26 protein-coding genes are annotated in these 24,862 nt (G+C 72.5%); 10 read left to right on the forward strand and 16 right to left on the reverse strand.

Going from position 1 to position 24,862, the window contains the following annotated elements:
- Nucleotides 1–59: 59 nt before the first annotated feature.
- The 7 genes from trpB to ABEA24_RS13570 form a co-directional block, all read right to left on the reverse strand.
- Nucleotides 60–1,286, reverse strand: coding sequence for a tryptophan synthase subunit beta (gene trpB, locus ABEA24_RS13540; protein WP_345431109.1), 1,227 nt, complete (start codon nt 1,284–1,286; stop codon nt 60–62).
- Between the two features lie 108 nt (nt 1,287–1,394).
- Entirely contained in the window at nt 1,395–2,201 is an 807-nt protein-coding gene (trpC, locus tag ABEA24_RS13545) for an indole-3-glycerol phosphate synthase TrpC (protein ID WP_345431110.1), read from the reverse strand.
- A gap of 291 nt (nt 2,202–2,492) precedes the next feature.
- Entirely contained in the window at nt 2,493–2,939 is a 447-nt protein-coding gene (locus ABEA24_RS13550; protein ID WP_345431111.1) for a DUF2752 domain-containing protein, read from the reverse strand.
- Nucleotides 2,940–3,182: 243 nt separating this feature from the next.
- Nucleotides 3,183–3,809, reverse strand: coding sequence for a response regulator transcription factor (locus tag ABEA24_RS13555; protein WP_345431112.1), 627 nt, complete (start codon nt 3,807–3,809; stop codon nt 3,183–3,185).
- 152 nt (nt 3,810–3,961) lie between these two features.
- Complete coding sequence (locus ABEA24_RS13560) at nt 3,962–4,549, reverse strand: Trp biosynthesis-associated membrane protein (protein WP_345431113.1); 588 nt, start codon at nt 4,547–4,549, stop codon at nt 3,962–3,964.
- The gene (gene hisI, locus ABEA24_RS13565; protein WP_345431114.1) at nt 4,546–4,914 is read right to left on the reverse strand and encodes a phosphoribosyl-AMP cyclohydrolase; all 369 of its coding nucleotides are present in this window, start codon (nt 4,912–4,914) and stop codon (nt 4,546–4,548) included. Before hisI ends, ABEA24_RS13560 begins: the two co-directional genes overlap by 4 nt.
- 9 nt (nt 4,915–4,923) lie before the next feature.
- Entirely contained in the window at nt 4,924–6,399 is a 1,476-nt protein-coding gene (locus ABEA24_RS13570; RefSeq protein ID WP_345431115.1) for an MDR family MFS transporter, read from the reverse strand.
- 97 nt (nt 6,400–6,496) lie between these two features.
- Between ABEA24_RS13570 and ABEA24_RS13575 the strand changes: the two genes are divergently transcribed.
- Nucleotides 6,497–7,051: a PadR family transcriptional regulator gene (locus tag ABEA24_RS13575; protein ID WP_345431116.1), complete on the forward strand. Its 555-nt coding sequence runs from the start codon at nt 6,497–6,499 to the stop codon at nt 7,049–7,051.
- Nucleotides 7,052–7,063: 12 nt separating this feature from the next.
- Here ABEA24_RS13575 and ABEA24_RS13580 read toward each other — a convergent pair whose 3' ends face one another.
- The 3 genes from ABEA24_RS13580 to ABEA24_RS13590 all read right to left on the reverse strand — a co-directional run bounded on the left by ABEA24_RS13580 (nt 7,064) and on the right by ABEA24_RS13590 (nt 11,235).
- Complete coding sequence (locus ABEA24_RS13580; RefSeq protein WP_345431117.1) at nt 7,064–7,267, reverse strand: cold-shock protein; 204 nt, start codon at nt 7,265–7,267, stop codon at nt 7,064–7,066.
- Between the two features lie 288 nt (nt 7,268–7,555).
- Nucleotides 7,556–9,331 (reverse strand): ABC transporter ATP-binding protein, encoded by a 1,776-nt coding sequence (locus ABEA24_RS13585; RefSeq protein ID WP_345431118.1) that lies wholly within the window; start codon nt 9,329–9,331, stop codon nt 7,556–7,558.
- Complete coding sequence (locus tag ABEA24_RS13590; RefSeq protein WP_425551178.1) at nt 9,328–11,235, reverse strand: ABC transporter ATP-binding protein; 1,908 nt, start codon at nt 11,233–11,235, stop codon at nt 9,328–9,330. The genes ABEA24_RS13585 and ABEA24_RS13590 overlap by 4 nt, the downstream gene beginning before the upstream one ends.
- Between ABEA24_RS13590 and ABEA24_RS13595 the strand changes: the two genes are divergently transcribed.
- The gene (locus ABEA24_RS13595; RefSeq protein WP_345431120.1) at nt 11,234–11,872 is read left to right on the forward strand and encodes a TIGR03085 family metal-binding protein; all 639 of its coding nucleotides are present in this window, start codon (nt 11,234–11,236) and stop codon (nt 11,870–11,872) included. The two genes, ABEA24_RS13590 and ABEA24_RS13595, sit on opposite strands and share 2 nt — an antisense overlap.
- Before the next feature lie 276 nt (nt 11,873–12,148).
- On the opposite strand, the gene ABEA24_RS13600 is transcribed toward ABEA24_RS13595, so the two are convergent.
- A complete protein-coding gene (locus ABEA24_RS13600) occupies nt 12,149–13,624 on the reverse strand; it encodes an MFS transporter (RefSeq protein ID WP_345431121.1) in 1,476 nt (491 codons plus the stop codon).
- A gap of 112 nt (nt 13,625–13,736) precedes the next feature.
- Between ABEA24_RS13600 and ABEA24_RS13605 the strand changes: the two genes are divergently transcribed.
- Both ABEA24_RS13605 and ABEA24_RS13610 read left to right on the forward strand, forming a co-directional pair.
- Entirely contained in the window at nt 13,737–14,708 is a 972-nt protein-coding gene (locus ABEA24_RS13605; protein WP_425551179.1) for an Lrp/AsnC family transcriptional regulator, read from the forward strand.
- 219 nt (nt 14,709–14,927) lie between these two features.
- Entirely contained in the window at nt 14,928–16,157 is a 1,230-nt protein-coding gene (locus ABEA24_RS13610) for a HEAT repeat domain-containing protein (RefSeq protein WP_345431124.1), read from the forward strand.
- Between the two features lie 294 nt (nt 16,158–16,451).
- On the opposite strand, the gene ABEA24_RS13615 is transcribed toward ABEA24_RS13610, so the two are convergent.
- Nucleotides 16,452–17,588 carry an FAD-dependent monooxygenase gene (locus tag ABEA24_RS13615; RefSeq protein WP_345431125.1) on the reverse strand — a complete coding sequence of 379 codons (1,137 nt, stop codon included), beginning with the start codon at nt 17,586–17,588 and terminating at the stop codon, nt 16,452–16,454.
- A gap of 104 nt (nt 17,589–17,692) precedes the next feature.
- Here ABEA24_RS13615 and ABEA24_RS13620 point away from each other — a divergent pair, with 104 nt between their 5' ends.
- Genes ABEA24_RS13620 through rfbB form a run of 5 tightly spaced genes read left to right on the forward strand, consistent with a single transcriptional unit; the run spans nt 17,693 to nt 22,237 of the window.
- The gene (locus ABEA24_RS13620; protein WP_345431126.1) at nt 17,693–18,250 is read left to right on the forward strand and encodes a TetR/AcrR family transcriptional regulator; all 558 of its coding nucleotides are present in this window, start codon (nt 17,693–17,695) and stop codon (nt 18,248–18,250) included.
- A gap of 27 nt (nt 18,251–18,277) precedes the next feature.
- A complete protein-coding gene (locus ABEA24_RS13625; protein ID WP_345431127.1) occupies nt 18,278–19,651 on the forward strand; it encodes a glutamine synthetase family protein in 1,374 nt (457 codons plus the stop codon).
- A gap of 59 nt (nt 19,652–19,710) precedes the next feature.
- A complete protein-coding gene (locus ABEA24_RS13630; RefSeq protein WP_345431128.1) occupies nt 19,711–20,259 on the forward strand; it encodes a PadR family transcriptional regulator in 549 nt (182 codons plus the stop codon).
- Between the two features lies 1 nt (nt 20,260).
- Entirely contained in the window at nt 20,261–21,130 is an 870-nt protein-coding gene (locus ABEA24_RS13635; protein WP_345431129.1) for an SDR family oxidoreductase, read from the forward strand.
- A 54-nt stretch (nt 21,131–21,184) separates the two neighbouring features.
- Nucleotides 21,185–22,237 carry a dTDP-glucose 4,6-dehydratase gene (gene rfbB / locus ABEA24_RS13640; RefSeq protein ID WP_345431130.1) on the forward strand — a complete coding sequence of 351 codons (1,053 nt, stop codon included), beginning with the start codon at nt 21,185–21,187 and terminating at the stop codon, nt 22,235–22,237.
- Here the strand turns inward: rfbB and ABEA24_RS13645 are convergent, their stop codons facing one another.
- The 4 genes from ABEA24_RS13645 to ABEA24_RS13660 form a co-directional block, all read right to left on the reverse strand.
- Nucleotides 22,238–22,456, reverse strand: coding sequence for a DUF6247 family protein (locus tag ABEA24_RS13645; RefSeq protein ID WP_345431131.1), 219 nt, complete (start codon nt 22,454–22,456; stop codon nt 22,238–22,240).
- Complete coding sequence (locus tag ABEA24_RS13650) at nt 22,457–22,594, reverse strand: hypothetical protein (protein WP_345431132.1); 138 nt, start codon at nt 22,592–22,594, stop codon at nt 22,457–22,459. It abuts the gene before it with no gap.
- 93 nt (nt 22,595–22,687) lie between these two features.
- Complete coding sequence (locus tag ABEA24_RS13655) at nt 22,688–23,461, reverse strand: alpha/beta fold hydrolase (RefSeq protein ID WP_345431133.1); 774 nt, start codon at nt 23,459–23,461, stop codon at nt 22,688–22,690.
- Entirely contained in the window at nt 23,458–24,246 is a 789-nt protein-coding gene (locus ABEA24_RS13660; RefSeq protein WP_345431135.1) for an IclR family transcriptional regulator, read from the reverse strand. Before ABEA24_RS13660 ends, ABEA24_RS13655 begins: the two co-directional genes overlap by 4 nt.
- 79 nt (nt 24,247–24,325) lie before the next feature.
- Here ABEA24_RS13660 and ABEA24_RS13665 point away from each other — a divergent pair, with 79 nt between their 5' ends.
- Nucleotides 24,326–24,799 carry a RidA family protein gene (locus ABEA24_RS13665; protein ID WP_345431136.1) on the forward strand — a complete coding sequence of 158 codons (474 nt, stop codon included), beginning with the start codon at nt 24,326–24,328 and terminating at the stop codon, nt 24,797–24,799.
- The last annotated feature ends 63 nt before the right edge of the window (nt 24,800–24,862 follow it).

Here is a 24,862-nt window from a genome sequence, read left to right on the forward strand (position 1 = left end):
CCGCCGATCGTCTCGCGCCTGGCCGGTGAGCGCGTCGCGCTCGGCCACCGGTCCCCCGCTCATCGCGCGGACCCTTCGCCCTCGACCAGCCCGAACCACTCGGCGGCCGTATGCATGTCCTTGTCGCCCCGGCCGGAGAGGCAGACCACGATCGTGGCGTCCGGGCCGAGCTCCCGGCCGACGCGCAGCGCGCCGGCCAGGGCGTGCGCGGACTCGATGGCCGGGATGATGCCCTCCGTGCGGCACAGCAGCGCGAACGCGTCCATGGCCTCGGCGTCGGTGACGGCCTGGTACGTCGCGCGGCCGGTGTCGCGCAGCCAGGAGTGCTCGGGGCCGACGCCGGGATAGTCGAGCCCGGCCGACACCGAGTGCGTCTCCAGGGTCTGGCCCTCGTCGTCCTGCAGCAGGTAGGTGCGCATGCCGTGGATGACGCCGACGGACCCGCCGACCAGCGTGGCCGCGTGCTTACCGCTGTCGACCCCGGCGCCGCCGGCCTCGAAGCCGTAGAGCCGGACCCCCTCGTCGGGGACGAACGCGTGGAAGGCGCCGATGGCGTTGGAACCCCCGCCGACACAGGCCACCACCGCGTCGGGCAGCCGGCCGGTCAGCTCGAGGACCTGCTCACGGGCCTCCACGCCGATGATCCGCTGGAAGTCGCGGACCATCATCGGGAACGGGTGCGGGCCCATGGTCGAGCCGATGCAGTAGTGGGTGTGCTCGACGCTCGCCACCCAGTCGCGGAACGCCTCGTTGCAGGCGTCCTTGAGGGTGCGGCTGCCGGTCTTGACCGGGATCACCTCGGCGCCGAGCATCCGCATCCGGGCGACGTTGAGCGCCTGGCGGACGGTGTCGACCTCGCCCATGTAGACGACGCACTCCAGGCCGAGCAGGGCCGCCGCGGTCGCCGTCGCGACACCGTGCTGGCCGGCACCGGTCTCGGCGATGACCCGGGTCTTGCCCATGCGCCGGGTGAGCAGCGCCTGCCCCAGCACGTTGTTGATCTTGTGCGAGCCGGTGTGGTTGAGATCCTCGCGCTTGAGGAGGATCCGCGCCCCGCCGGCCTCGGCGCCGAACCGCTTGGCCTCGGTGAGGAGGCTGGGGCGGCCGGCGTAGGTCTTCAGCAGGTGGTCGAGCTCGGCCCGGAACTCCGGGTCGGCGGCGGCCGTCTGGTAGGCGGTGGTCAGCTCGTCGAGCGCCGCCATGAGCGCCTCGGGCGCGAACCGGCCGCCGAACCGGCCGAAGTGGCCGGTCAGGTCGGGAAGATCGCGTGCGGCATCGATGGTCATCGCAATGGTCCTGTCGAAGTGAAAAAGGCCGATCCGGGTCAGTCGTGGTACGGATGGCCTCGCCATCGTTCGCGCAGGAGCATGGCCACAGCCTACTGGCTCCGCCGCCTACTTGCCCTGCCGCAACGCGGGGTGCGCTCCGGCCGCGACGAGGTCGGAGACCGCCGAGCGCGGGTCCTTGCCGACGACCAGGCTCTCCCCGACCAGGACGGCGTCGGCCCCGGAGGACGCGTAGGCGAGCAGGTCGTGCGGCCCGCGAACACCCGACTCCGCGATCTTCACGATGCCGTCGGGGATCTGCGGGGCGATCCGCGCGAACGTGCCCCGGTCGACCTGCAGCGTGGTCAGGTCCCGGGCGTTGACGCCGATGACCTTGGCGTCCGCGTCGACCGCGCGCTCCAGCTCCTCCTCGGTGTGCACCTCGACGAGCGGTGTCAGCCCGATCGACTCGGCCCGCTCGATCAGGGAGACCAGGGCCTCCTGCTCGAGGGCGGCGACGATCAGCAGCACGAGGTCGGCGCCGTACGCCCGCGCCTCCCACAGCTGATAGGAGGAGACGACGAAGTCCTTGCGCAGCACCGGGATGTCGACCCGGTTACGGACCGCGGCCAGGTCGTCGATGCTGCCGCCGAAACGGCGACGCTCGGTCAGCACGCTGATCACGGCGGCGCCGCCGGCCTCGTAGTCGGCGGCGAGCCCGGCCGGGTCGGCGATCGCGGCGAGCGCTCCCTTGGAGGGGCTGCACCGCTTGACCTCGGCGATGACCGCGACGCCCTGCCCGCGGAGCGCGCCGAGGGCGTTCCGCGGCGACGGCGCGTGGCGCGCCATCTCCTTGAGCGCGTCGAGCGACACCGCCTGCTGCCGCTCCGCGAGATCCGCGCGTACGCCGTCCAGGATCTCGTCGAGCACGCTCACGCGGCCTCCTTCGTCGGAGGAGTGACCATGCGCGCTGTGCTTTCGGTTCGCTCGCTCCGCTCGCTCACGGGCCCACCTTCCTCGTCGGACGCGTTCGCGACGCCGCTGTACCGGATCGGTCGCTCACAAGCTCGCTCACAGGTCCTCCCCGCTGATACTCACCGGACGCCCGCACCGCGGCCGCGCCGAGTCCTGCCTCACAAGCTCGCTCACGGAACACGGTCCCCCTTTGTCGGACGTTCGTCTCGATCGTAGCCCGGTCGCCCCGGTGTCCCTCCCGCGGGTGCGAGATCACGGGGCGAGGGCATGCCCGACTGGCAGGTTGCGGACGACCCAGAACACGAGCATGACCACCGTGAAGCCGATGATCACGGCCGGGTGGAGGATCCTGGAGCGCACCGGCCCGCCCGTCCGGACCGCCCATGCCCACCTCACCCACAGGTAAGCCAGGAATGGCAGGGTTGCGAAGGCCAGCGGGTTGCGCCCGAACGCCTCGGCGAGGTGGCCGTGCCCGATCGCATGGATCATGCGCAGCGATCCGCAGCCCGGACAGTAGTAGCCGGTCACGATGAGGAAGGGGCAGGTCGGATAGTGCCCCGGCCGGTTCGGGTCCACCGCCGCGACGTACCCGGCCGCCCCGATCACCGCCGCCAGCACGGCGTACGGCCCCCAGCGCCCCATACGCCGACGGGGCACCACCACCCCGGCCGGCCGGCTCCTCCACTGCCCCGCTGTCACCCTCCCAGCGTACGGCCCGGGCGGCTCGAAGATCGGCGGCCCGGCAGCACACCCCAGGCCCCGCATCAAAGATCGCCACCCTGCGGCGCACCAGGCCCCGCCTCAACGACCGGCCACCCGCCGGGTGAATCCTCCGAGATCAAGCACGGTGGGTTTCGTTACTTGTGAACGTCACCGCGGGTCGGGAGTGTCCAACGGGTCATAACCCGTCGGCTCACGGCGCGGTGGCGGGCAGGGGCCCCTCTAAAGGTCGGCGGCGTAGCCGACGCCGCGTACGGTGCGCAGCGGGCTGCGGGCGCCCAGCTTGGCGCGCAGCTGGGCGATGTGGACGTCGACGGTACGGACCCCGGCCGACTCGGCCGATCCCCAGACGGCGGCGAGCAGCTGTTCGCGGCCGAACACCCGCCCCGGGTTGCGCATGAGGAAGGCGAGCAGTTCGAACTCCACGGCCGTCACGGCCTTGGGCGCGCCGGCCACGGTGACGGTACGGGTCCGGGGGTCCAGGACGACGTCACCGGCGTGCAGGACGTCGTCGGGAGGAGGAGGCTCCGCCTGGTGCCCGCGCAGGGCGCGGCCGAGCGTCGCGAGCAGCGCCCGCGGGCTGAACGGGCGGGGCACGGTGTGCCCGGCGGGCGGGGTCATCCCGGGCGGCACGACGGACACGATGACTGCGGGGCGGGCCGCCTCCGCCACCTCGCGGTGCACGCCCGTGGTCAGGTCGAGGACGACCGCGTCGGGTCGCAGGCGGCGGGCGACCGCGGCGGCCGACGCCGGATCGGTCACGGGGTGGGGGTGGTACCCCTCGCGGCTGAGGTAGAGCCGGATGAGGTCGGCGACGCTCGGGTCGTGCTCCACCACCAGAACGGTCACGCGCCCGGCCCGATGGCGCTCGCCGGACGCGCGCCCGCTCTGTTCGATGGCGCTCGATCCGCGAGCGCGGGAGCGGGCGCCCAACGTGCCGTCCTCCCTCGTCTGGTCGCCGCTCCCTGCGCTCCTCGGTCCAGGCGACGCGCGCCCGCTCATCAGTGGTCCTGGAGGTCCTCGCTGGTGGGGTCGTCGCCGCGGTCGAGCGACTTCCACAGCGAGGCGGGGTCGTCGCCCTGTCGCGGGGCGGTGCCGGGGCGGTCGTAGCGGGCGGACATGCCGGGCCAGCGCCGGCCGCGGACGACGGTGAGCAGCCCGGCCGCGGCCAGCAGGACACCGCCCGCCAGGGACGCGATCCACCAGCCGCTCACGTGCACGGTGACGTCGCCGGTCAGCCGAGTGAGGTTCGTGCGCTCCGCGGCGGCGGAGACGACGTGGGCGTGGCGCATGGCGAGGGGCGACAGGACGGCGATGAGCACTCCGAAGCCGGTCAGCAGCACGCCGACGGCCGTCCGCGCCCACCCGCGGGTGGCGAGGAGGGCGGCGACCCCGGCCAGCCCGGCCAGGCCGAGGGCGGCGACGCCGCCGCTCAGCGACCGGCCGGTGAGTGGCTCGAGCGACGGCACGAGGTCCGCGCCGCCGCGTACGGTGACCGTCGCCCAGGTCCGGCCGGTGAAACCGGCGGCGAGCCCCGAGCCCGCCGCGCCGAGCAGCGCGGCGGCGGCGAGTTCGCGGCGGGTCGTCACTGCGGGCGCTCTCCCACGAGCGCGTCGAGTTTGTCGGCGTCCCAGCAGGTGCGGTCGCCGGTGTGGCAGGCGGCGCCGACCTGGTCGACCTTGATGAGGATGGCGTCGCCGTCGCAGTCGAGGGCGACCTCCTTGATCCACTGCTGGTGGCCGGAGGACTCGCCCTTCACCCAGTACTCCTGGCGGCTGCGCGACCAGTAGGTGGCGCGGCCGGTGGTCAGCGTGCGGTGCAGGGCCTCGTCGTCCATCCAGGCGAGCATGAGCACCTCGCCGGTGTCGTACTGCTGGGCGATGGCCGGGACGAGACCGTCTTCGGTGCGCTTGAGACGGTCGGCGATCTTGGGGTCCAAGGACATGGCATCCATTGTGCCGCCTCACTCGACCGAGGGCGCGGAGGGGGCGAGGCGGCGCAGCGGGCGTTCCGGCATCAGCGCGAAGACGACCAGGGCGATGACGGCTCCGGCGACGCCGAGCCAGGGGATCACGGTCGCGGTGGCCGACGCCGCCGCGCTCGCCAGGCCGTGCGCCGGGGCGGCCTCCCGGACGTGGGAGGCGTACGCGGTGCCGGCGATGGCCAGGGCGACCGATCCGCCGACCTGGCGGAAGAAGGTGATCTTGCTGGTGGCCGTGCCGATGTGCTCCGGGTCGACGGCGTTCTGCACGGCCACGGTGAGCCCGGACAGCATCGGCCCGATGCCGAGCCCGATCAGGGCCATCCAGCCCGCCAGGATCCACACGCCGGTGTGGACGCCGAGGTTCGCGCACAGCAGGGCCCCGGCGGCGAGCAGGACGGGGGCGGCGACCAGCCAGGGCTTGTAGCGGCGGGTCCGGCTGATGAGCGCGCCGGTGAGGAAGCTGCCGACCAGCATGCCGAGCATGAGCGGATAGACCTTCAGGCCCGAGGTGGAGGCGCTGTCGCCGTGCACCGTCTGGAAGTAGCGCGGCAGGAAGATGATCGCGGCGTACATCCCGAAGGCGGTGAAGAACGCGCCGACGTTGGCCGCGGTGTAGGTGAGGTTGCGGAACAGCCCCAGCGGCACGATCGGCTCGGCGGCCCGCCGCTCGACGAGGACGAACAGGGCGAGCAGCGCCAGCGAGGCGGCGATCGGCCCGGCGACGGTCCCGCTCGTCCAGGCGTGGGTCGCCCCCGAGGCCGTCGCGCGGCCCTTCTCGGTCAGGCCGAACAGAAGCAGGCCGATGGCGGCCGCGAAGACCGTGATGCCGAGGTAGTCCGGCCGGGCGTGGACGCGCTCGCGCCGCTGGTGGGGCAGTCGGAGGGCGATGACCGCCAGGACGAAGACGCCGATCGGCAGGTTGACGAGGAAGACCCATCGCCAGTTCGCCTGCTCGGTGAGCAGGCCGCCGAGGTACGGGCCGGCGACGTAGCTGAGGGCCATCACGCCGCCGACCGCGCCCTGGACCTTGCCGGACCGCTCGGGCGGGAACATGTCGGCGACCAGGGCCAGGGACAGCGGGATCAGCGCGCCGGCGCCGAGTCCCTGGACGGCGCGGAAGGCGATGAGCTCGGGCATGTTCTGCGCGACCGCGCACAGCCCGGACCCGATGAGGAAGACGGTCACCCCGATGAGCAGCAGCGGTTTGCGGCCGTGCACGTCCGACAGCCGCCCGTACAGCGGGACGGTGATCGTCGAGGTGAGCAGGTAGGCCGTGACGACCCAGGTGTAGAGGTCCTCACCGCGCAGGTCCCGGACGATCGTCGGCAGCGACGTGCCGACGATCGTCTGGTCCAGCATCGCGAGGAACATGCCGCCGACGACGGCGATGAGCACCACGCCCATCTTGGGACGGTGCTCCGTGCCCGGGGGCGCGGTGGTGGTGGCGGTCGACATCTCGGCTCCCTCATATGTCGTGATCAACGCGTCGATATCAACATGTAAGAATCGACATGTCAAGTCCAACATGTCACGACCGAGCTAAGGTGATCGCATGTCACTGCGCGCCGCACTGCTGGCACTGATCGAGGTCGCAGGCCCGTCCAGCGGCTACGACCTGACCAAACGGTTCGAGGGGTCGCTCGCCCACGTCTGGCAGGCGAGCCACAGCCAGATCTATCCCGAGCTGAACCGCATGGCGGCGGACGGGCTGCTGAAGGTCGAGGAAGAGGGCCCGCGCGGTCGCAAGACGTACGCCATCACCGCGGCCGGCCAGGCGGAGTTGTACCAGTGGCTGACCGAGGTCAAGACCGAACAGCGGGTACGCGACGAGGCGTCGCTGCGCGCGTTCCTGCTCCCCCTACTGCCCGGACAGAAGGCCATCGAGTTGCTCACGGAGCGGGCGCGCGCCGCCGAGACGAAAAAGGCCGAGTTGGAGGCACTGCGCCTCCGGGTCGGCGAGTCCAGTTTTGGGGGTTTTGCCCTTGAACGCGGACTTCGGCACATGACCGCCGAACGCGACTGGGCGCTCTGGGCGATCGACCGACTGCAGAAAAGCGAAGAGGCCCGCACCGAAACGGTACGGACCCCGACGGGTGAACCTGAGTGAACTTTATGTGAACTACAGCGGACGGACCTGGTCCGCCTGCGGGCCGCGGTCGCCCTGGACGACCTCGAACTCCACCCGCTGGTTGTCCTCGAGCGTACGATATCCGTTCGTGGAGATCGCCGAGTAGTGCACGAAGACGTCCGGACCGCCGCCGTCAATGGCGATGAAGCCGAACCCCTTGTCGGCGTTGAACCACTTCACGGTGCCCTGGGCCATGCCTAACTCCTTGCGGGACAAACAAAACCCACAGGTTGTGGGTCACTTATGTGGTTGCCGCGGGTGTGCGCAGGCCCTTGAAGAAGCAAGAACACGCCCGCCAGTCATCGGTCCGCGGGCGTCTGGCAAACGAACGTGGAACTACGACAGCAACCGGTTTCAGTTTACCAAGTTCGGTGCTCTGTCACACGCCCCGGTGCGAAAGACTGTTTTCCGCCCTCGATATTCCCCGCCGTTGTCACGGCAACCCACCTCTCACCGGGGAGAACGGCACAGGTGTCCGAAAAATCAAATCTTCAACTGTGCCGCCCAGGACGCGTACAACTCGGCATATCGCCCGGGTTGGGCGACCAGCGCGGCGTGCGGCCCCCGCTGGACGAGACGGCCCCGGTCGAAGACGAGGACCTCGTCGGCGGCCTCCGCGGTGGAGAGCCGGTGGGCGATCGAGACGGCGGTACGGCCCCGGGTGATGCTCTCGATGGCGCGCTGGAGGCGCACCTCGGTGGCGGGGTCGACGGCGGACGTCGCCTCGTCGAGCACGAGCAGGTCCGGGTCGGCCAGGTAGGCGCGGGCCAGCGCGACCAGCTGGCGCTCCCCCGCCGACAGCGACTCGCCCCGCTGCCCGACCGGGGTCCGCAGCCCCGCCGGCAGGCCGTCCAGCCAGTCGGCCAGCCCGAGCTCGGTCAGGACCCGGCGGATGTCCTCCTCGGACGCTTCCGGCCGGCCGAAACGGATGTTGTCGGCGAGGGACCCGTCGAACAGGAAGCCGTCCTGCGGGACCATCACGATCCGCTCGCGCAGCGAGGAGAACCGCACATCCGTCAGTGGCACGCCGTCGACCAGCACCCGCCCCGACACCGGGTCCATCATCCGGGTCAGCAGCTTGGCGAAGGTCGTCTTCCCCGAGCCGGTCTCCCCCACGATCGCGATCCGGGAGCGCGGCGCGATGCGCGCGGACACGTCGTGCAGGACGGTCGGTCCACCGGGATAGGCGAACGACACGTCCTCGAACCGTACGTCGATCGCGCCCCGGGGCAGTTCCACTCCCTCCGGGCCGGGGTCGGCCACGTCCGGCGTCATGTCCAGCACGCCGAGCACGCGCTGCCAGCCGGCAATGGCGTTCTGGGCGTCGTTGAGGACCTCGGTGGCCACCTGGAGCGGGCTGACGAACAGGGTGACCAGGAACAGGAACGCCACGAGCTCTCCGGCGGTCAGGTGGCCGCCGATGCCCAGCAGCGTCCCGGCCACCACCACGGCGGCGGTCGCGATCGCCGAGGCCAGCTCGGTGGAGGGGAAGGTCAGGGCGACCAGGTTCTGGGCCCGGACCTGCGCGTCGCGGTACTCGCCGACGGACTCGTCGATCCGGCGGGCGGTGCGCTCCTCCGCGCCGTACGCGCGGATGACCGAGGCGCCGACGACCGACTCGCTCACCGCCGAGAGCATGTCGCCGACCCGCTCGCGCACCGTCCCGTACGCCTTCGACAGCCAGCGCTGGAAGACCCGCAGCGCGTACGCGAGGGGCGCGAAGACGACCCAGACCAGCAGGGCGAGCGGCCAAGAGTACACGGCCATGAGCACGGTCGCCACGATGAGCTGGCCGCCGGCGATGATGATCATCAGGCCGCCGTACTGCATGAACTGGCTGATCTGGTCGACGTCGCTGGTGACGCGGGACACGAGCGAGCCGCGCCGCTCGCCGCTCTGGGTGAGCATCGACAGGTCGTGCACGTGCCGGAACGCCCGGACCCGGAGCGCGGCCAGGCCGTTCTCGCTGGTGCGGTACAGGCGGACGTTCATCCGGTACGCCGCGACGGCCGTCAGGACGACGGCGACGGCGCACACGATGACGGCGGTGCGGATGAAGCCGATGTCCGGTCCGCCCTGGGCGCGCAGGCCCCGGTCGAGCGTCTGCTGCACGGCCACCGGGACGACGATCCGTCCCGCGGTGGCCACGAGCGCGAGCAGCAGCGTGCCGACGATGCCCTGCCGGAACTCGGGGGTGAGCCGAAGACCTCGGCGCAGCGTCGCCAGGCCGGACGGCCGGCTCGTCTCGACGGCCGTCATGCCACAGCCTCCTCGTTCTCGTCGTCGTCTTCGGTCGGCTCCGGCTCGGCGTCCGCGCGTTCGTAGGCGGTGACCAGGTTCCGGTATCCGGCGGACCGCTCCAGGAGTTCCTTGTGCGGGCCCTGGGCGGCGACCCGGCCGCGTTCGACGTAGACGACGTCGTCGGCCAGTTCGATGGTCGCCTTGCGGTAGGCGACGACCACGACGGTGGCCGCCGAGTCGCGCAGTCCGTCGAGGATGCGGGCCTCCACCTGGGGGTCGACGCTGGAGGTCGCGTCGTCGAGCACGAGGAGGCGGGGCCTCCGGATGAGGGCGCGGGCGAGCGCGAGGCGCTGACGCTGCCCGCCGGACAGCGTGGTGCCCCGCTCCCCGACGTGGGTGTCGAGGCCGTCCGCGAGCGCGGAGACGAAGCCGTCCGCCTGGGCCAGCCGCAGGGCCTCCCACACGTCCTCGTCCGGCACCTCCAGGCCGAGCGTCACGTTGCCGCGCACGGTGTCGTCGAACAGGAACGCCTGCTGCGGCACGAGCGCGGTGGTCGCGGACAGGCCGTGCCGCTTCACGTCGCGCGCGTCCACGCCGTCGAGCAGCACGCTGCCGCTCGCGGGGTCGACCAGGCGGACGAGCAGGTTGGTCAGCGTCGACTTGCCCGAACCGGTCGGGCCGACGACCGCGACGGTACGGCCGGGCTCGGCGGTGAAGGCGACGTCGTGCAGGACGTCGTCGTCGGTGTAGCCGAACCGGATGGCGCGTGCCTCCAGGCGCGCCGGACCGTCGCCGTCGACGGACCGCTCGCCGTACGGGAGCGAGCCGGTCGCCTCCAGGACGTTCTGCACCCGCTCCCAGCCGACGACGCTGCGCGGCACCTCGGCGAGGACCCAGCCGAGCGCCCGGATCGGGAAGGCCAGCAGGGTGAACAGGTACGCGACGTGCACGAGGTCGCCGGGCGACATCGCGCCGGACCGCAGCCGGATCGACCCGACGAGCAGGACGGCGAGCACGCCGAGGTTCGGCAGGGCCTCCAGGATCGGGTCGAACAGCCCGCGCAGGCGGCCGACCGCCACGTTGGCATCGCGCAGCTCGTGCGCGACGGCGGCGAAGCGCTCGGTCTCGTCGGCCTCCCGGCCGAGGGTCTTGACGACCAGCGCGCCCTCGAAGCTCTCGTGCGCGACCTCGCTGACGCCCGCCCGCAGGCGCTGCGCCCGCGCCGCGACCGGGGCGAGCCGCCGCTGGTAGATCACGTTGAGCCCGGCGATCGCCGGGAAGACGAGGAAGCCGACGATCGCCACGACGAGGTCGGTGGCGAGGATGGCGACGGCCGCGATGATCAGCATCAGGACGACGCCGAGGGCCATGGGCAGTGGCGCCAGCGGGGCCCAGGCGGCCTCGACGTCGGCGTTGGCGTTGGACAGGAGCCGGCCGGTGGGGTGCCGCTGGTGCCAGGCGAGGGGCAGCCGGAGGTACTGCCGGGTGACCGCCCGCCGGTAGGCCGCCTGCATGTTGTACTGCACCATGCCGGCGTACAGCCGCCGCCCAGCGATGCCGAGCGCCTTGAGCGCGGCCACGCCGACGATCGCCAGGCCGCCGGCGGCGAGCGTGCCGGTGGTGGTGCGGCCGTCACGGAAGGCGGGGATGACGACGTCCTGGGTGACCCGGCCGAGGACCCAGGCGCTGCCCACCGTCATCGCCGCGTACAGCGCGCTGCTGAGCACGGCGGCGGTGAGGAGACGCGGCTCGGCCCGGGCGGCGACCCAGAGGACACCGATCCCCTTCTTCAAAATGTCCGATGTCACTTTTTGTGACAACAAACTCCCCTCTCGTGGCAGATAGTGGGGTCCGCTACTTCTATCAGCGGGAGACGCCCGGTTATTCCGCTCTGAGGGGGGCGGGCCTACGATCGGCGACATGGGGAACGAGAACTGGGCGCGGGCCGAGCGCCATGCCCTGAGCGACGCCCTGATCGACGCCGGCCCCGACGCCCCGACGCTCTGCCAGGGCTGGACCACCGGTGACCTGGCCGCTCATCTCGTCATCCGGGAGCACCGGCCCGACGCCGCGCCGGGGATCATGATCCCGCTGCTGGCCGGTCACACCGAGAAGGTGCGGCTCCAGGCCCGCGACTCGATGCCCCACGCCGAGCTGGTCCAGCGCTTCCGGGCCGGGCCGCCGGGCTGGTCGCCGTTCGCACTGCCCGTCGTGGACGCGGCGGCCAACACGACCGAGTACTTCGTGCACCACGAGGACGTGCGCCGGGCCCGTGAGGGCTGGGAGCCCCGCGAGCTGCCGCCGGCCTTCGAGGAGCACCTGTGGCGGCGGCTGAAGGCGGCCCGGTTCGTGCTGCGGCGACTGCCGGTGGAGATCACCTTCGTCGACCCGGGCGGGCGCACCCAGCGCGTCACGAAGGGCGGCAGGCTGGTCAGGGTGCACGGCCGGCCGAGCGAGCTGACACTGTGGGCCATGGGCCGCAAGGACGCCGCGCAGGTGGAGATGACGGGCGAGGCCGAGGCGATCAACGTCCTGAACCAGGGCCGCTGGCGCCTCTGACCTCGCCCGGACCGCCGACCGACCGGCCCGACGGCCACCATCGCCCGCGCCCAGCCGGGCCGGACCGCTGGCACCCTGGCCGGGCAGCCAGCGCCCAGGCAGGGCCTCCGATGGCCGGGCAGGGCCGCCGGCACCGATGCCCGGGCCGCACCGCCGGCGCCCAGGCCGTTCCGGCGGGCCCTCCGACGGCCGCGCTGAGACCAGGCCGCCGACGGCCGTCCTCCCGCCGGTCGCCGACGGCCGCCGGTTTGCCGCGGACCGGCCTGGCGGGCCGCGTCAGGCGGTGGCCTTCTCCCGGTCCGGCGCCGGCTGTACGGCGGTCCGCCGCCGCGTGCGGAACAGGGCGAGGACGATGATCCCGGCGGCGATCCCCAGCCCGGCCGAGACGGCGTAGACCTCGTTGAGCCCGGAGGCCACGGCGGCGCGGATGATCGGCAGGCGTGGGGCCTGCCCGCCGCTCGCCGCGCCGGCCATCGCGTGCGGGTTCGCGACATGGCCGGTGAGCACGTGCTCGATCCGGCCGCGGAAGACGATGCCGAGCACGGCGACACCGAGGGCGTAGCCGAGTTGCCGGAACGTGTTGAGGGCGCCGCCGGCCATCCCGCCGCGCTGGGGCGGGGCGGCGCTCATCGCCGCCGCCGACAGTACGGGGATCGACGTTCCCACGCCCACGCCGCCGACGATCAGCCCCGGAATGATCGCGGTGGAGGAGGACCCGGCGTCCAGGACGGCCTGCAGGCCCGAACCGGCGCCGATCAGCAGCAGCCCGATCCCGATGGTCAGCCGGGGCGAGACGCCGTGCAGGAACCGCCCGGCGACGGCGGACACCACGAAGGACGCCCCGGCGAGCGGGATGAGGGCGGCCCCGGCCCGTACCGGCCCCAGGCCCAGGACACCCTGCAACCACAGGGAGGTGAAGGCGAGGCAGGCGAACGCGGAGGCCATCAGGAGGGCGCCGCCGATCAGGACGGCCACGAACGACCGGTTGCGGAACAGGCCCAGGTCGAGCAGCGGGTCCCGGGTCCTCTTCTCGACCACGACGAAGACGATCAGGGCGACGGCGGCGAGCCCGAACATCGTGAGCGGCATCGTCGCGGTGAAGCCGTCGTCGCCCGCGCGGATGAGGCCGTAGGTCAGCGTGCCGGCGCAGGTGGTGAAGGAGACCATTCCGGCCAGGTCGATCCGGGCGCCGCCGGTGCGCCGCGACTCGCCGACGACGGCGAGCGTGAGCGCGATCGCGATGACGGTCACCGGCAGGTTGACCAGGAAGATCGACCGCCAGTTCACGTGCTGGGTGAGCAGGCCGCCGAGGATCGGGCCACCGGCCGCGGCCAGCCCGTTGACGGCGCCCCACACGCCGAACGCCACACCCCGGTCCCTGCCCTGGTAGGTGCTGTTGAGGAGAGCCAGCGTCGTGGTGAACATCGCCGCGCCGCCGACGCCCTGCGCGCCGCGCGCGGCGATGAGGGTCGTGGCGTTCGGCGCCAGCCCGCAGGCGAGCGAGGACACGGCGAACAGCACGAGCCCCGCGACGTACACCTTGCGCGCCCCGAACAGGTCCGCGAGCGAGCCCGCGCCCAGCAGCAGCGCGGCCAGGGCGAGCGCGTAGATGTCCAGCACCCACTGCAGGGCCGTGAACGACGCGTCGAGGCTCTTGGCCATGGCGGGCAGCGCGACCGTCACGATCGTGACGTCGACGAGCAACATGAAGGCCCCGAGGCAGACCGCGACGAGCGGCCACCATTTGCGCATGAGTGATTCCTTCCGGTTTCTGGGGACGGCCCTCACCTTCGCTGTACGGAACGGAACTCTCCAGCCAGAACCCACACGAGTGACGCTTATCGACATTCGCTACTCTCCGATGGTGAATTCCCTCACTCTCGATGAGCTGGACCGGCACCTCGTCCACGCGTTGCAGCTCGACGGCCGGGCCCCGTTCAGCAAGATCGCCGAGGTGATCGGGGTCTCGGACCAGACGATCGCCCGCCGTTACCGGCGGCTGCGCACGGCCGGGGTGGCGCGGGTGGTCGGCGCCGTCGACGCACCCCGCGCGGGCCTGGTGTCCTGGGCGCTCCGGGTACGGGCCACGCCGGACGCGGCGGGGGCGGTCGCCGCCGCGCTCGCCCGCCGTACGGACACCTACTGGGTGCACCTGCTGTCGGGCGGCACCGAGATCACCTGCGGGACCATGGCCCGGACGCCGGAGGAGCGCGACAACCTGCTGCTGCAGAAACTGCCGCGCACGGGCCGCGTGTCGTCGGTCACCGCCCACGCGATCCTGCACCTGTTCGCGGGCGGCCCCGGCGGCTGGTCGGGTGTCCATTCGCTCTCGGAGGAGCAGGTCGCCCGGCTACGGCCCGAGCCGCCCTCGCCGGATTACGAGCCGATCGAGCTGAGCGAGGCCGACCACGCACTGCTGTCGGCCCTGTCCGCCGACGGGCGCGCCGGCCACGCCGAGCTGGCCTCCGTCACCGGCTGGTCGGAGTCCACGGTGCGGCGGCGCATGGACGAGCTGCGCCGCGCGGGCGTGCTGTTCTACGACCTCGACGCGCGGTCGGAGGCGTTCGGCTATCACGCCGAGGCGCGGCTGTGGGTGTCGGTACTGCCCTCCGAGCTGGTCGCCGTCGGCGAGGCGATCGGCGGGCATCCGGAGGTGACCTTCGCGGCCGCCACAACGGGCCCGACCAACCTGCTGGTCGCCGTCGCCTGCCGGGACACGCGCCACCTGTACCGCTACCTGACCGAGCGGGTCGGCGCGCTGGAGGGCGTCCGCCACGTGGAGACCGCCCCGGTGATCCGCACGGTCAAGGGCGCGGGCGCACCGCTCCTCCCCTGAGGGACGCGCCACTGTCCCCCTGGCGGGCGCGCCACTGTCCCCTTGGCGGGCGCGCCGCTGCCCCCCTGGCAGCACGCCACTGCTCCCCTGGCGGACGGCACCGCTGCCCCCTGGCGGCGCGCCGCTGCCTGAGCGGCGCGACGGCGCTCCCAAAGCGGGCGCGACACTCTTCCCATAATTTGCTTGCCCGATTTGTGGTCGAGTGCGCATCCTGCAGCAGTGGAACCCATCGTCATTCATCCGGCGGAATCACTGCACGGCCGCCTGCAGCGGGGCCGTGGCTGCGCCGCGCGCCGCGCCGCCGGCACGCCTGGCGCGCGCGATCTGATCTACGACTGCGTGAGCCGCGACCCTCGATGGGACACCCTCGAGGCCCGCGGACTCTACTTCGCACGGTTGATCCTCGACCTGGAGCTCGAGATCACCCCTATAGTCGAACATATATTCGATCCTGATGACCGGCTGGATACCGAGCCGGACCGGACCAACCTGGCCCTCGACGTGCTCGCCCAGCTGGTCCGCCTCGGCCGGCGGGAGGCCGCCGTCCCGCTGCGGCGCTATGCCGCCGACGGCGCGAACTGGTACACCGCCCTGCAGGCCCTGGTCGAACTCGACGACCCGGCCCTGGCCGACGGCCTGGACGAGATCGCGGCGGCCCGCTGCGACGACCGCGCGCTCGCCTGGCTGTGCGGGGTCGACGGCGCGGTGACGCGATTGTGGGCGCACAGGCAACCCCGGATCGCCGCCGCCCGCAGACCCGAGACACGCCCGCACGAGCCGCGGACATCGCTCACCGGCCAATCCGACGCCGACCTGGCGGCACGCATACGGGCCCATGGCGACGGCGCGACCGCCGCCATCCTCGAACTCGGCCGCCGCCGCAGTCCCCTGGTCCTCGACCTCGTCGAGGAGTGCCTGCCCACCGGCTCCTACGACGGGCCATTGTGCCGCGCCGTCCGTGACCTGGGCCCCGCCGCACTGACCCGCGCCCGCGGCTGGGTCGCCGAGCAGCGGTCCTTTTCCGACGTCGGGATCGACGTGCTCTCCGCGCACGGCACGGAGGTGGACGCCCGGCCGCTCCTGGACGCCCTCAAGGACGCCCTCGACGAGGAGGACTGGGACCTGGCCGCCGTACCCGCCGACGGACTCGGCCGCCTGTGGATCCGGTCCGCGATCCCGCTGCTGCTGTACGGGTGGGAGGAGAGCGCCTCTTCTCAGCTACGCGCCAACCTGCTGGGCGCGCTCGGCAGGATCGATCCGCACGTCGCGGAGCCGTACCTGGTCGAGGGATTGTGGGACTGCGAGGGCGGGGTGCGCCGGATCGCGGCCGGGGCGGTGCCCCTCGACGGTGCGACGCGGGTCCGGCTGCGGCGGCTCCGGCACGAGGACGCCGAGGACTCCGACGTACGGTCCGCCGCCGCCCGACGCCTGGCCGACCACCTGAACTGAGCCGCCACGCACCGCCCGCGCCCGGCCGGCGACCACTCGAACCGGACCGCCACACGCGGTCCGCGCCCAGCCGACGACCACCTGAACCAAGCCGCGACGGACCGTCCGTGCGGAGCCGGCGACCACCCGAACCGGACCGCCACGCGCGGTCCGCGCCCGGCCGGCGACCGCTTGAACCGAGCCGCGACGGACCGTCCGTGCGGGACCGGCGACCACCCGAGCCAGGCCGTCGCACACCGCCCGCCCCGACGACCACCGGAACTGAACCGCGACGCGCACCGATCCGTGCCCCGCTCAGCGGCCCACCGCGAGTTCGGACAGCCGCATGGCCAGCTTGCGCCGGATCGTCGCGTTGTGGCCGGCCACGGTCAGGAGGGTGTTGCGCACCGCGCGGGCTCCGAATCCGTCGACGGTCGCCGCGCGGGTCATCCGGTCGGTCATCGCCACGACCTCGGCGGCCACCGGGCGCCGCGCGGCCTCATAGCCGTCCTCGGTCCCGGCGGCGAGGCGGCCGGCCAGGTCCACGGCGTCCTGGATGCCGGTGTTCATGCCCTGGCCTCCGGCCGGGCTGTGCACGTGGGCGGCGTCGCCGGCGAGGAAGATCCGCCCGTCCCGGTAGTGGTCGGCGATCCGGTGGTGCACCCGGAACCGTGAGCTCCACACGACCTCACCGACCCGCGCCGGAGAGGCCTGCGGGCCCCGGGCGCCGAGGACGTCGCGTACGTCGCCGGCGCCCGGGTGCTCGGGCGCCTCGTCGACGGTGGCGACGACCCGATGCCGGCCTCCGGGAAGCGGGGCCACCACGACGACTCCTTCCGGGGACAGGAACAGCTGGACCTCGTCGTCCGGCAGGTCCCACTCCACGCGGACGTCGGCGAGGATGAACGACTCCTCGTAGGCGCCGCCCGTGAATCCGATGCCGGCCTGCTCGCGGACGACGCTGTGCATGCCGTCGGCGCCGACGACGGTGCGCGCCCTGACGGTCGCCCCGTCGGCCAGCCGCACGGTGGCGCCCTCGGCGTCAGCGGTCACCGCGGTCACCTCGCCGCCCCGGTGCACCTCGCCTCCGAGCGCGCGCAGGCGCCGGAGCAGGACCTCCTCGGTCGTGCTCTGCGGGACCATCAGCGTGTAGGGGTGCGCTGTAGGCAGCCCGCCGAAGTCGACCTTCATGAGCGTCCGGTCGCGGTCCCGGATCGTGAACGTCGGGACGATCACTCCGCGCTCGATCAGCTCGCCGGTGACGCCGAGCGGCTCGAGTACCTCAAGGGTGCGGGCGTGGACCACGGCCGCGCGCGAGGTGTTCGCCCCCTCGGCCGCCTTGTCCAGGAGCACGAACTCCACTCCCCGGTCGGCCAGTGAGGCGGCGAGGGCCAGGCCCGTGGGGCCGGCCCCGACGATGGCGACCTCGGTGGTGTCTGGAAGCTCAGTCATTGGTGACCTCCTAACGGCCAACGATTGTTGGCCAACGCCCGTTGGCAATGAGATTAGCCGTCCGTCGCTCCTTTGCCAACACTTGTTGGCCTACACTTGTGGGCATGGCCTTCACCGCTCGCTCCCAGGAGACCCGCGGGGCGATCCTCACCGCCGCCCGCCGCCGCTTCGCCGCCGACGGCTACGAACGAGCGACCGTCCGCGCGATCGCCGCCGACGCCGGCATCGACCCGTCGATGGTCATCCGCTACTACGGATCCAAAGAGGGCCTGTTCGCCGCGGCGGTCGACGTCGACCTGCGGCTGCCAGACCTCCGCACAATTCCCCACGACCAGGTCGGAGAGACCTTCGTGCGCCACTTCCTCGAACTATGGGAGGGCGAGGGGCCCGGTGAGGTGCTGACCGTGCTGCTGCGGTCCGCGGTCACCAACGACGGCGCGGCCGAGCGCGTGCGCACGATCTTCACCACCCAGGTCGCCACGGCGCTGGGCTCCGGCGAGGACGGCCCGACCCGCGCCGCCCTGGTGGCGAGCCAGCTGCTCGGCGCGGCCCTGTGCCGCTACATCCTGCGGCTGCCGCCGATCGTCGCCCTCGACATCGACACGCTCGTCGCCGACCTGGCCCCGACGGTGCAGAGGTACATCGGCGCGCCTCTGGTCTGAACTCACCCTGCGTGTTACTCCAGTGTCATGGACGCCAGAAAAAGGCGCGACGACCCGGTGGCAGCGCACGTGGCCGAGCGGGTCGAGACGGGCCGCATCGATCTCGTCCGGTTCCTCTACGCCGACCACGGCGGGATCATCCGCGGCAAGGCCGCCGCCGGGGCCCGGATCGCCGACCGGCTGTACACGGGCATCGGGCACACCGTCGCGATGATGGCGATGACCATGCTCGACACGCTGCAGCCGGTCGAGGGCATGGGGCCCGTGGGAGAGGTCCGCATCCTGGGGGACCCGTCCACGTTCACGCCGCTCCCGTACGCTCCCAGCGCCGCCGCGATGCTGTCCGACCTCGTCCATCCCGACGGCGAACCGTGGGCGGCCTGCCCGCGCACCTTCCTCAAGGACGCCATCGCCGCGCTGGCGGAGGCCGGCTTCTCCCTCGTCGCGGCGTTCGAGCCGGAGTTCACGCTGGGCCGCCGGATACCCGCCGACCACGGCCCGGACCGGCTCGTCCCCATCGACGACAGCCTCTGTTACTCCGCGACCGGCTTCCACGCCGCGCACGACTTCGCCGTCGACCTGGTCCACGCCCTGGAGGCCCAGGGCATGCGCGTCGAGCACTACTACCCCGAGCTGGGGCATGGGCAGCAGGAGCTGTCGATCCGGCCCTCCTCCGCCCTGCGCGCCGCCGACAACCACGTGCTGTACCGCGAGACCGTACGGGCGGTGGCGATGCGCCGCGGACTGTGGGCCTCGCTCGCGCCCAAGCCCATTCCCGGCCAGGCGGGCAACGGCTGCCACCTGCACCTGTCGCTGTGGTCCGGCGACCGCAACGTCTTCCACGACCCGGCCGGCGCGTACGGGCTGTCCGACGAGGGCCGCTGGTTCATCGGCGGGCTCCTCGCGCATCTGCCCGCCCTGACGGCTCTCACCTCCGGCACCGTCAACGGCTTCCGGCGCCTCACCCCACGGTCGTGGGCGAGCGCGTACGCCTGCTACGGCATGGACAACCGCGAGGCCGCCGTACGGATCTGCTCGCCGATGCGGGACGCGGCCAAGGAGACCACCAACCTGGAGCTGAAGCCGTCGGACTCCGGCGCCAACCCGTACCTGTCCCTCGGCGCGGTGATCCACGCCGGCCTGGACGGCATCCGGTCGAAGACCGACCCCGGCGCGGCGGTCGGCGTCGATCCGGAGACCCTCCCCGAGGCCGACCGCCCACCGCGCCTCCCGTCCTCCCTCGGCGAGGCGCTCGACGCCCTCGAGGCCGACACCCTGCTCATGAACGCCCTGGGCCCGCTGCGCAGCGCCGCCTACCTGGCCGTGAAACGCGCCGACGTCGAGGCGTTCGCCGCCCAGGACGCCGCGTACGAGTGCTTCCACCACTTCACGAAATTCTGAACGAACACCGCCCAGACCAAATTGACCACACGCGACTACTCATGCGAGAGTAGTCGCTCGTGAGTGCAATTCGTCTCTTCGTCCTGAGCACGCTGGCCGAGCGAGGCCCCATGCACGGGCACCAGATGCGCCTGCAGGTCGCCGAGGACCGGGCCGAGCACTGGGCGGACGTCAAACCGGGCGCGCTGTACGGCGCGCTGGCGCGGCTCGCCCGCGAGGGGCTGGTCGCCGAGGTCCGGACCGAGCGGGAGGGCAACTATCCCGAGCGGACCGTCTACGAGATCACCGCCGAGGGCCGGCGGGCGCTGGGCACCCTGCACGACCAGATGCTGCGGGCGGTCGTCGTCCCCACCGATCCGTTCGATCTCGCCCTCGCCCACGCCCGGACGGTCGCCGAGGACACTCTGCAGGAGATCGTGAACGCGCGGTTGCTGGAGTTCCGGGCCCGGCTGACCTCGGCCGAGAGCCGACTCGCGGCGGCCCGCCCCTGGCTGAGCGCGGCCGAGCTGGTCGTGTCGGAGCACCAGATCGCCCGCCTGCGGACCGAGGTCGACTGGCACGAGCACCTGCTCGAGGCCCTCCCGAAGATCACCAGCGAAGGAGCCTGAGATGCCCGACTTCCTCGTCACCGGAGCCACCGGGACCGTCGGCGGCGCCCTGGTCCGCCTCCTGTCGGCCCGGGGCGCCACCGTACGGGCGATGTCCCGCCGTCCCGAGCGCGGAGACCGGCTGCCGGGCGTCGAGCCGTACGCCGCCGATCTGAACGACCCCGAAGCGGTCCGGCGGGCGCTGACCGGCGTACGCCGGGTGTTCCTGCTGACGGGCGGGCCGGACGGTCCGCGGCAGGACCACATCGTGGCCGAGGCGGCCGCCGCCCTGGGGATCGACCTTCTCGTCAAGCTCTCCGTCCTCGGCATCGACGAGGGCGCGGACGACCCCTTCACCCGCTGGCACCGGGAAGGGGAGGAGGCCGTCGTACGCTCGGGCGTGCGCTGCGCGTTCGTCCGGCCCGGGGCGTTCATGAGCAACGCGCTGCACTGGACGACGTCCATCGCCGCGGCCGGTGCGGTGTCCGCGCCATTCGCCGACCTTCCGGCCGCCCCGGTCGATCCGGTCGACATCGCCGCCGTCGCGTACCACCTGCTCGTCCACCCGGGGCCCAGTGGCGCGGGGCATCCCGTGACGGGTCCGGAGGCGATCTCGCCGAGGCGTCAGATCGCCGTCCTCGCCGAGCTGCTGGGCAGGCCCATCGGCGTCACCGTCCTGACTCCGGAGCAGTCCCGCGACCAGATGGTGTCGTACGGCATGGACGAGCGGCTGGCCGACGCCACGATCGCGGCCATGGGCAGTCCGCTCCACGGCCGCGGGCAGACGCCCCTGCCGACCGTCGAGCAGATCACCGGGCTGCCGCCCCGGACCTTCCAGCAGTGGGCCGCCGCCAACCTCACCGCCTTCACCGCGCAGGCCACGGCCTGGTGACGACGCTCGGTATCCTGCGAGGTTCCAGACGGAGCGGTGACGGATGGCGGGGAGATGCCGAGAACGATCGTGGTCACGGGGGCGGCCGGGTTCATCGGCGGCAACCTCGTGCGGCACTGGCGCGCGGCCGAGCCGGCCGACACGATCATCGCGATCGACGCCCTCACGTACGCCGGTGACCTGAGGAACCTCGCGGGGCTCGAAGGCGAGATCGAGTTCGCGCACGCGGACATCGGCGACGAGGAGCGGATGCTCGCCCTGCTCGGCGGCCGGGAGATCGACGTCGTCGTCAACCTCGCGGCCGAGTCGCACAACAGTCTCGCCGTGGTCGAGCCGGAGCGCTTCTTCCGCACGAACGTCCTCGGCACCCAGGTGCTGCTGGACGTATGCCGCCGGGTCGGAGTCGGGCGCTTCCACCACGTCTCGACCTGCGAGGTGTACGGGGACCTGCCGCTCGACGCCGCCGAGGGCTTCTCCGAGACCAGTCCCTACCGGCCGAACACGCCGTACAGCGCCAGCAAGGCGGGGGCCGACCACCTGGTGCGCGCCTACCACAGCACGTACGGAATGCCGGTGACGATCTCCAACTGCGCGAACAACCACGGGCCGTACCAGTTCCCCGAGAAGGTGCTGCCGCTGTTCGTCACCAACGCGCTGGCCGGGCGCCCGCTGCCGATGTACGCCTCGACGCGAAGCCGCCGGGAGTGGATCTCCGTCGCCGACCACTGCGCGGCGATCGCGGCGATCGTCGAACGCGGCACCGACGGCGCCACCTACCACGTCGGTACGGGCGAGGAGGCGAGCATCGAAGAGCTCGCCGACCTCGTGCTGGACGAGCTCGCACTCCCCGCGTCGCTGAAGACGGTGGTCCCGGACCGCCCCGGACACGACCGGCGCTACCTGCTCGACGCCCGCAGGATCCGCCAGGAGCTCGGCTGGCACCCGGCCGTCCCCTTCGAGACAGGGATCCGCGAGACGATCCGCTGGTACCGCGACCACCGCTCCTGGTGGGAGCCCCTGCTGTCCCGCCGCCTGGTCACCGAGGACGCCTGGCCCGACCACCCCGCCGCCCGGCAGCGGGAAGAAGCGGGCCGGCGGAAACCCTGATCAGACCGGCGGACGCCCGCCCGTCACCGCTCCGCTCTGGCGCTCAGCGAGAATCTCGCGCCATGGCCTCGTCTGCGGGGTCGGCTCCCCGGCGAGAATCCTCTCGGCGCGGGCGTGCATCCGGCGGCGTCCTTCGGGGTCGCGTGTCGAGTCGCAGGCGGAGATCCACCAGCGATGGACGAAGTCGTTGAGAACTCCGAGATCGAGGTTGACCCGCACCTAATCGAGCACGGCCTTGAGTCCGGCGTCGAACGCCTCGCGATCCTGGGGTACGACCAGAGCGGCCCGGATGGCGCGCAGGCTCTTGGCCGGATCGGGCATCTTCTCCGGGCCGGACTCATGCGGCTGAGCGGTCATCCTCGGTCTCCTTCCTCTGCCGTAGAGCTTAAAGAGCCCACCCGACGCGGTCGCTCTGTTCGCACTGCCGATCGAGGTCGAGGTGGTCGTGGCTCACCCGGTGCCGTTCGCCGGTCGGTCGTCGTTCCAGAACGCCCGCAGGGCGGCGGCGAAGTGCTGCGGCTCGTCCACGTTGGCCAGGTGGCCGGCTCCGGGGATCTCCTGGATCTCCGCGTGGGCGAGGCCGGCGGCGATGCCCTCGGCGCTGGAGCGGGGTGTCCTGGTGTCGTGTTCTCCGACGAGGAGCAGGACCGGGCAGGAGACGGCGGGCAGGAGCGGGCGAAGGTCGGTGGCGAAGCAGCCGCGGGCCGCCGCGGCGTACGCCTCCGGCGGTGTCGCGGCCAGGACCTCGCGCAGGCGGTGCCCTTCCTTCTCCCGGGCCTCCGCACCCAGGGTGCCCGCGATGTACGTGTCGGCGAACGCGGCCATGCCCAGCTCCGCCGCACGCGCGGCCGTCGCGTCCAGTCTCGCCGCGCGTTCCGTCTCGTCCAGGAACGCGAACGACCCCGACGCCGTGACCGAGCGCACGCGCTCCGGCGCGCGGGCGGCCAGGGCGAGCGCCTCGTTCCCGCCGAGCGACACGCCGACGACGTGGGCGCGGGCCGCCCCGACGTCGTCGAGCAGCGCCAGAAGCCCCGCGCCGGTGTCCGCGCCGGCCGGAGATCGCCCGTGGCCCGGCAGATTCACGGCGATCAGGCGACGCTCGGCGGCGAGGTACGGGGCGCATGAGCGCCACATCGTGTGGTCGAGGCCGAGGCTGTGCAGCAGCAGGACCGGGTCGCGGCCGGAGTCCGTGCCGGTGATCTCGGCGAAGAGGCGGGAGGTCATCCGGTCACCGCCTCGGCGTGTCCCAGGTCCGCCGAGATCCGGGCGGCCGCCGTCGTGACGGCCGTGGCCAGGTCGCGCCGGTGCGCGGTGCCGAAGCGGGACTCGGGCACGCAGCAGCCGACGGCGGCGACCGCCGTGCCGGTGTAGTCCCGGATGACGGCGCCGATCCCGCACACGCCGGGACGCCACGACGACTCGTTGATCGCGTATCCCCGTTCGCGCACCCGTACCAGTTCCTCGGCCAGCCGCTCGGGCTCGGTGATCGTGTTCTCGGTGTAGCGGCGCAGTCCGGCGTCGGTGACGCGCGCGAACTCGGCGGGCGGCTGATAGGCGAGGAGTGCCCGGCCGGGGGCCACGCAGTGTGCCGGGGCGCGGGCACCGACGCGGGACTGGGGCGCGACCGGCAGGCGGGAGTCCAGTTTGGCGATGTAGACGACCTCGCCCCGGTCGTACACGCACAGGTGGACGACCTCGCCGGTGGCGGCGTTCAGCTCCTCCAGGTGTGGCCGGGCGACGTCACCGATCCGCACTCCCGCAAGGACGCTCATGCCGAGCTCCACGCAGCGCAGGCCGGCCCGGTACATGCCCGTCTCGGGGTCCTGCTCGGCGTAGCCCCGGGTCACCAGGGTGGCGAGCAGCCGATGCGTGGTCGCCTTCGACCGCCCGCAGGACTCGGCGATCCGGCCGAGGGACCGGGGCCCCTCGGCCGCGAGGAGTTCGAGAACGTCGAGGGCATGGGCGACGGCCTGGACCGGCTGCTCGTCGCCGTCGTTACGCGGAACCATGGACCGGGACGATAACGGAATGGCGTTTCATTTTTCAAGATCTTGCGGAACAGCGTTTCACTTCTCTAGGTTGCCCGACATGGATCTGATCGAACGACGCCTGTCCGAGCTGGGGGCGGTCCTCCCCTCCCCCATCGCCGCTCCGCCCGGCGTCGCCCTGCGGCTGGAGTTCGTCACGGTGGCAGGCCCGCTGGCGTACCTGTCCGGGCACGGCCCGGCCGACGGGCCGCGCCGGCTCGCCCGCGGAAAGGTCGGCGCGGACCTCACCGTGGAAGAGGGCCGGGCGGCGGCCCGGCAGTGCGCCCTCGCGGCCCTCGCGTCCCTCAAACGCGAGTTCGGCGAGCTGACGCGCGTACGGCGATGGATCAAGGTCACCGGATACGTGAACTGCACTCCCGGCTTCGAGCAGACACCTGCCGTCGTCAACGGCTTCAGCGACCTCGTCTGCGACCTGTGGGGCGACGCGGGCCGCCACGCCCGCTCCGCGATCGGCGTGTGCGCCCTGCCGTTCGCGGTGCCGGTCGAGGTCGAGGCGATCGTGGAGATCGCCTGAGGCCACGGGCGTACGAGACCCCCGCCAACGCGCGATGAAGCCGATCGCCGAAGTCGCCCGAGG

The sequence above is a fragment of the Actinoallomurus vinaceus genome, from assembly GCF_039542055.1.
Taxonomy (GTDB): domain Bacteria; phylum Actinomycetota; class Actinomycetes; order Streptosporangiales; family Streptosporangiaceae; genus Actinoallomurus; species Actinoallomurus vinaceus.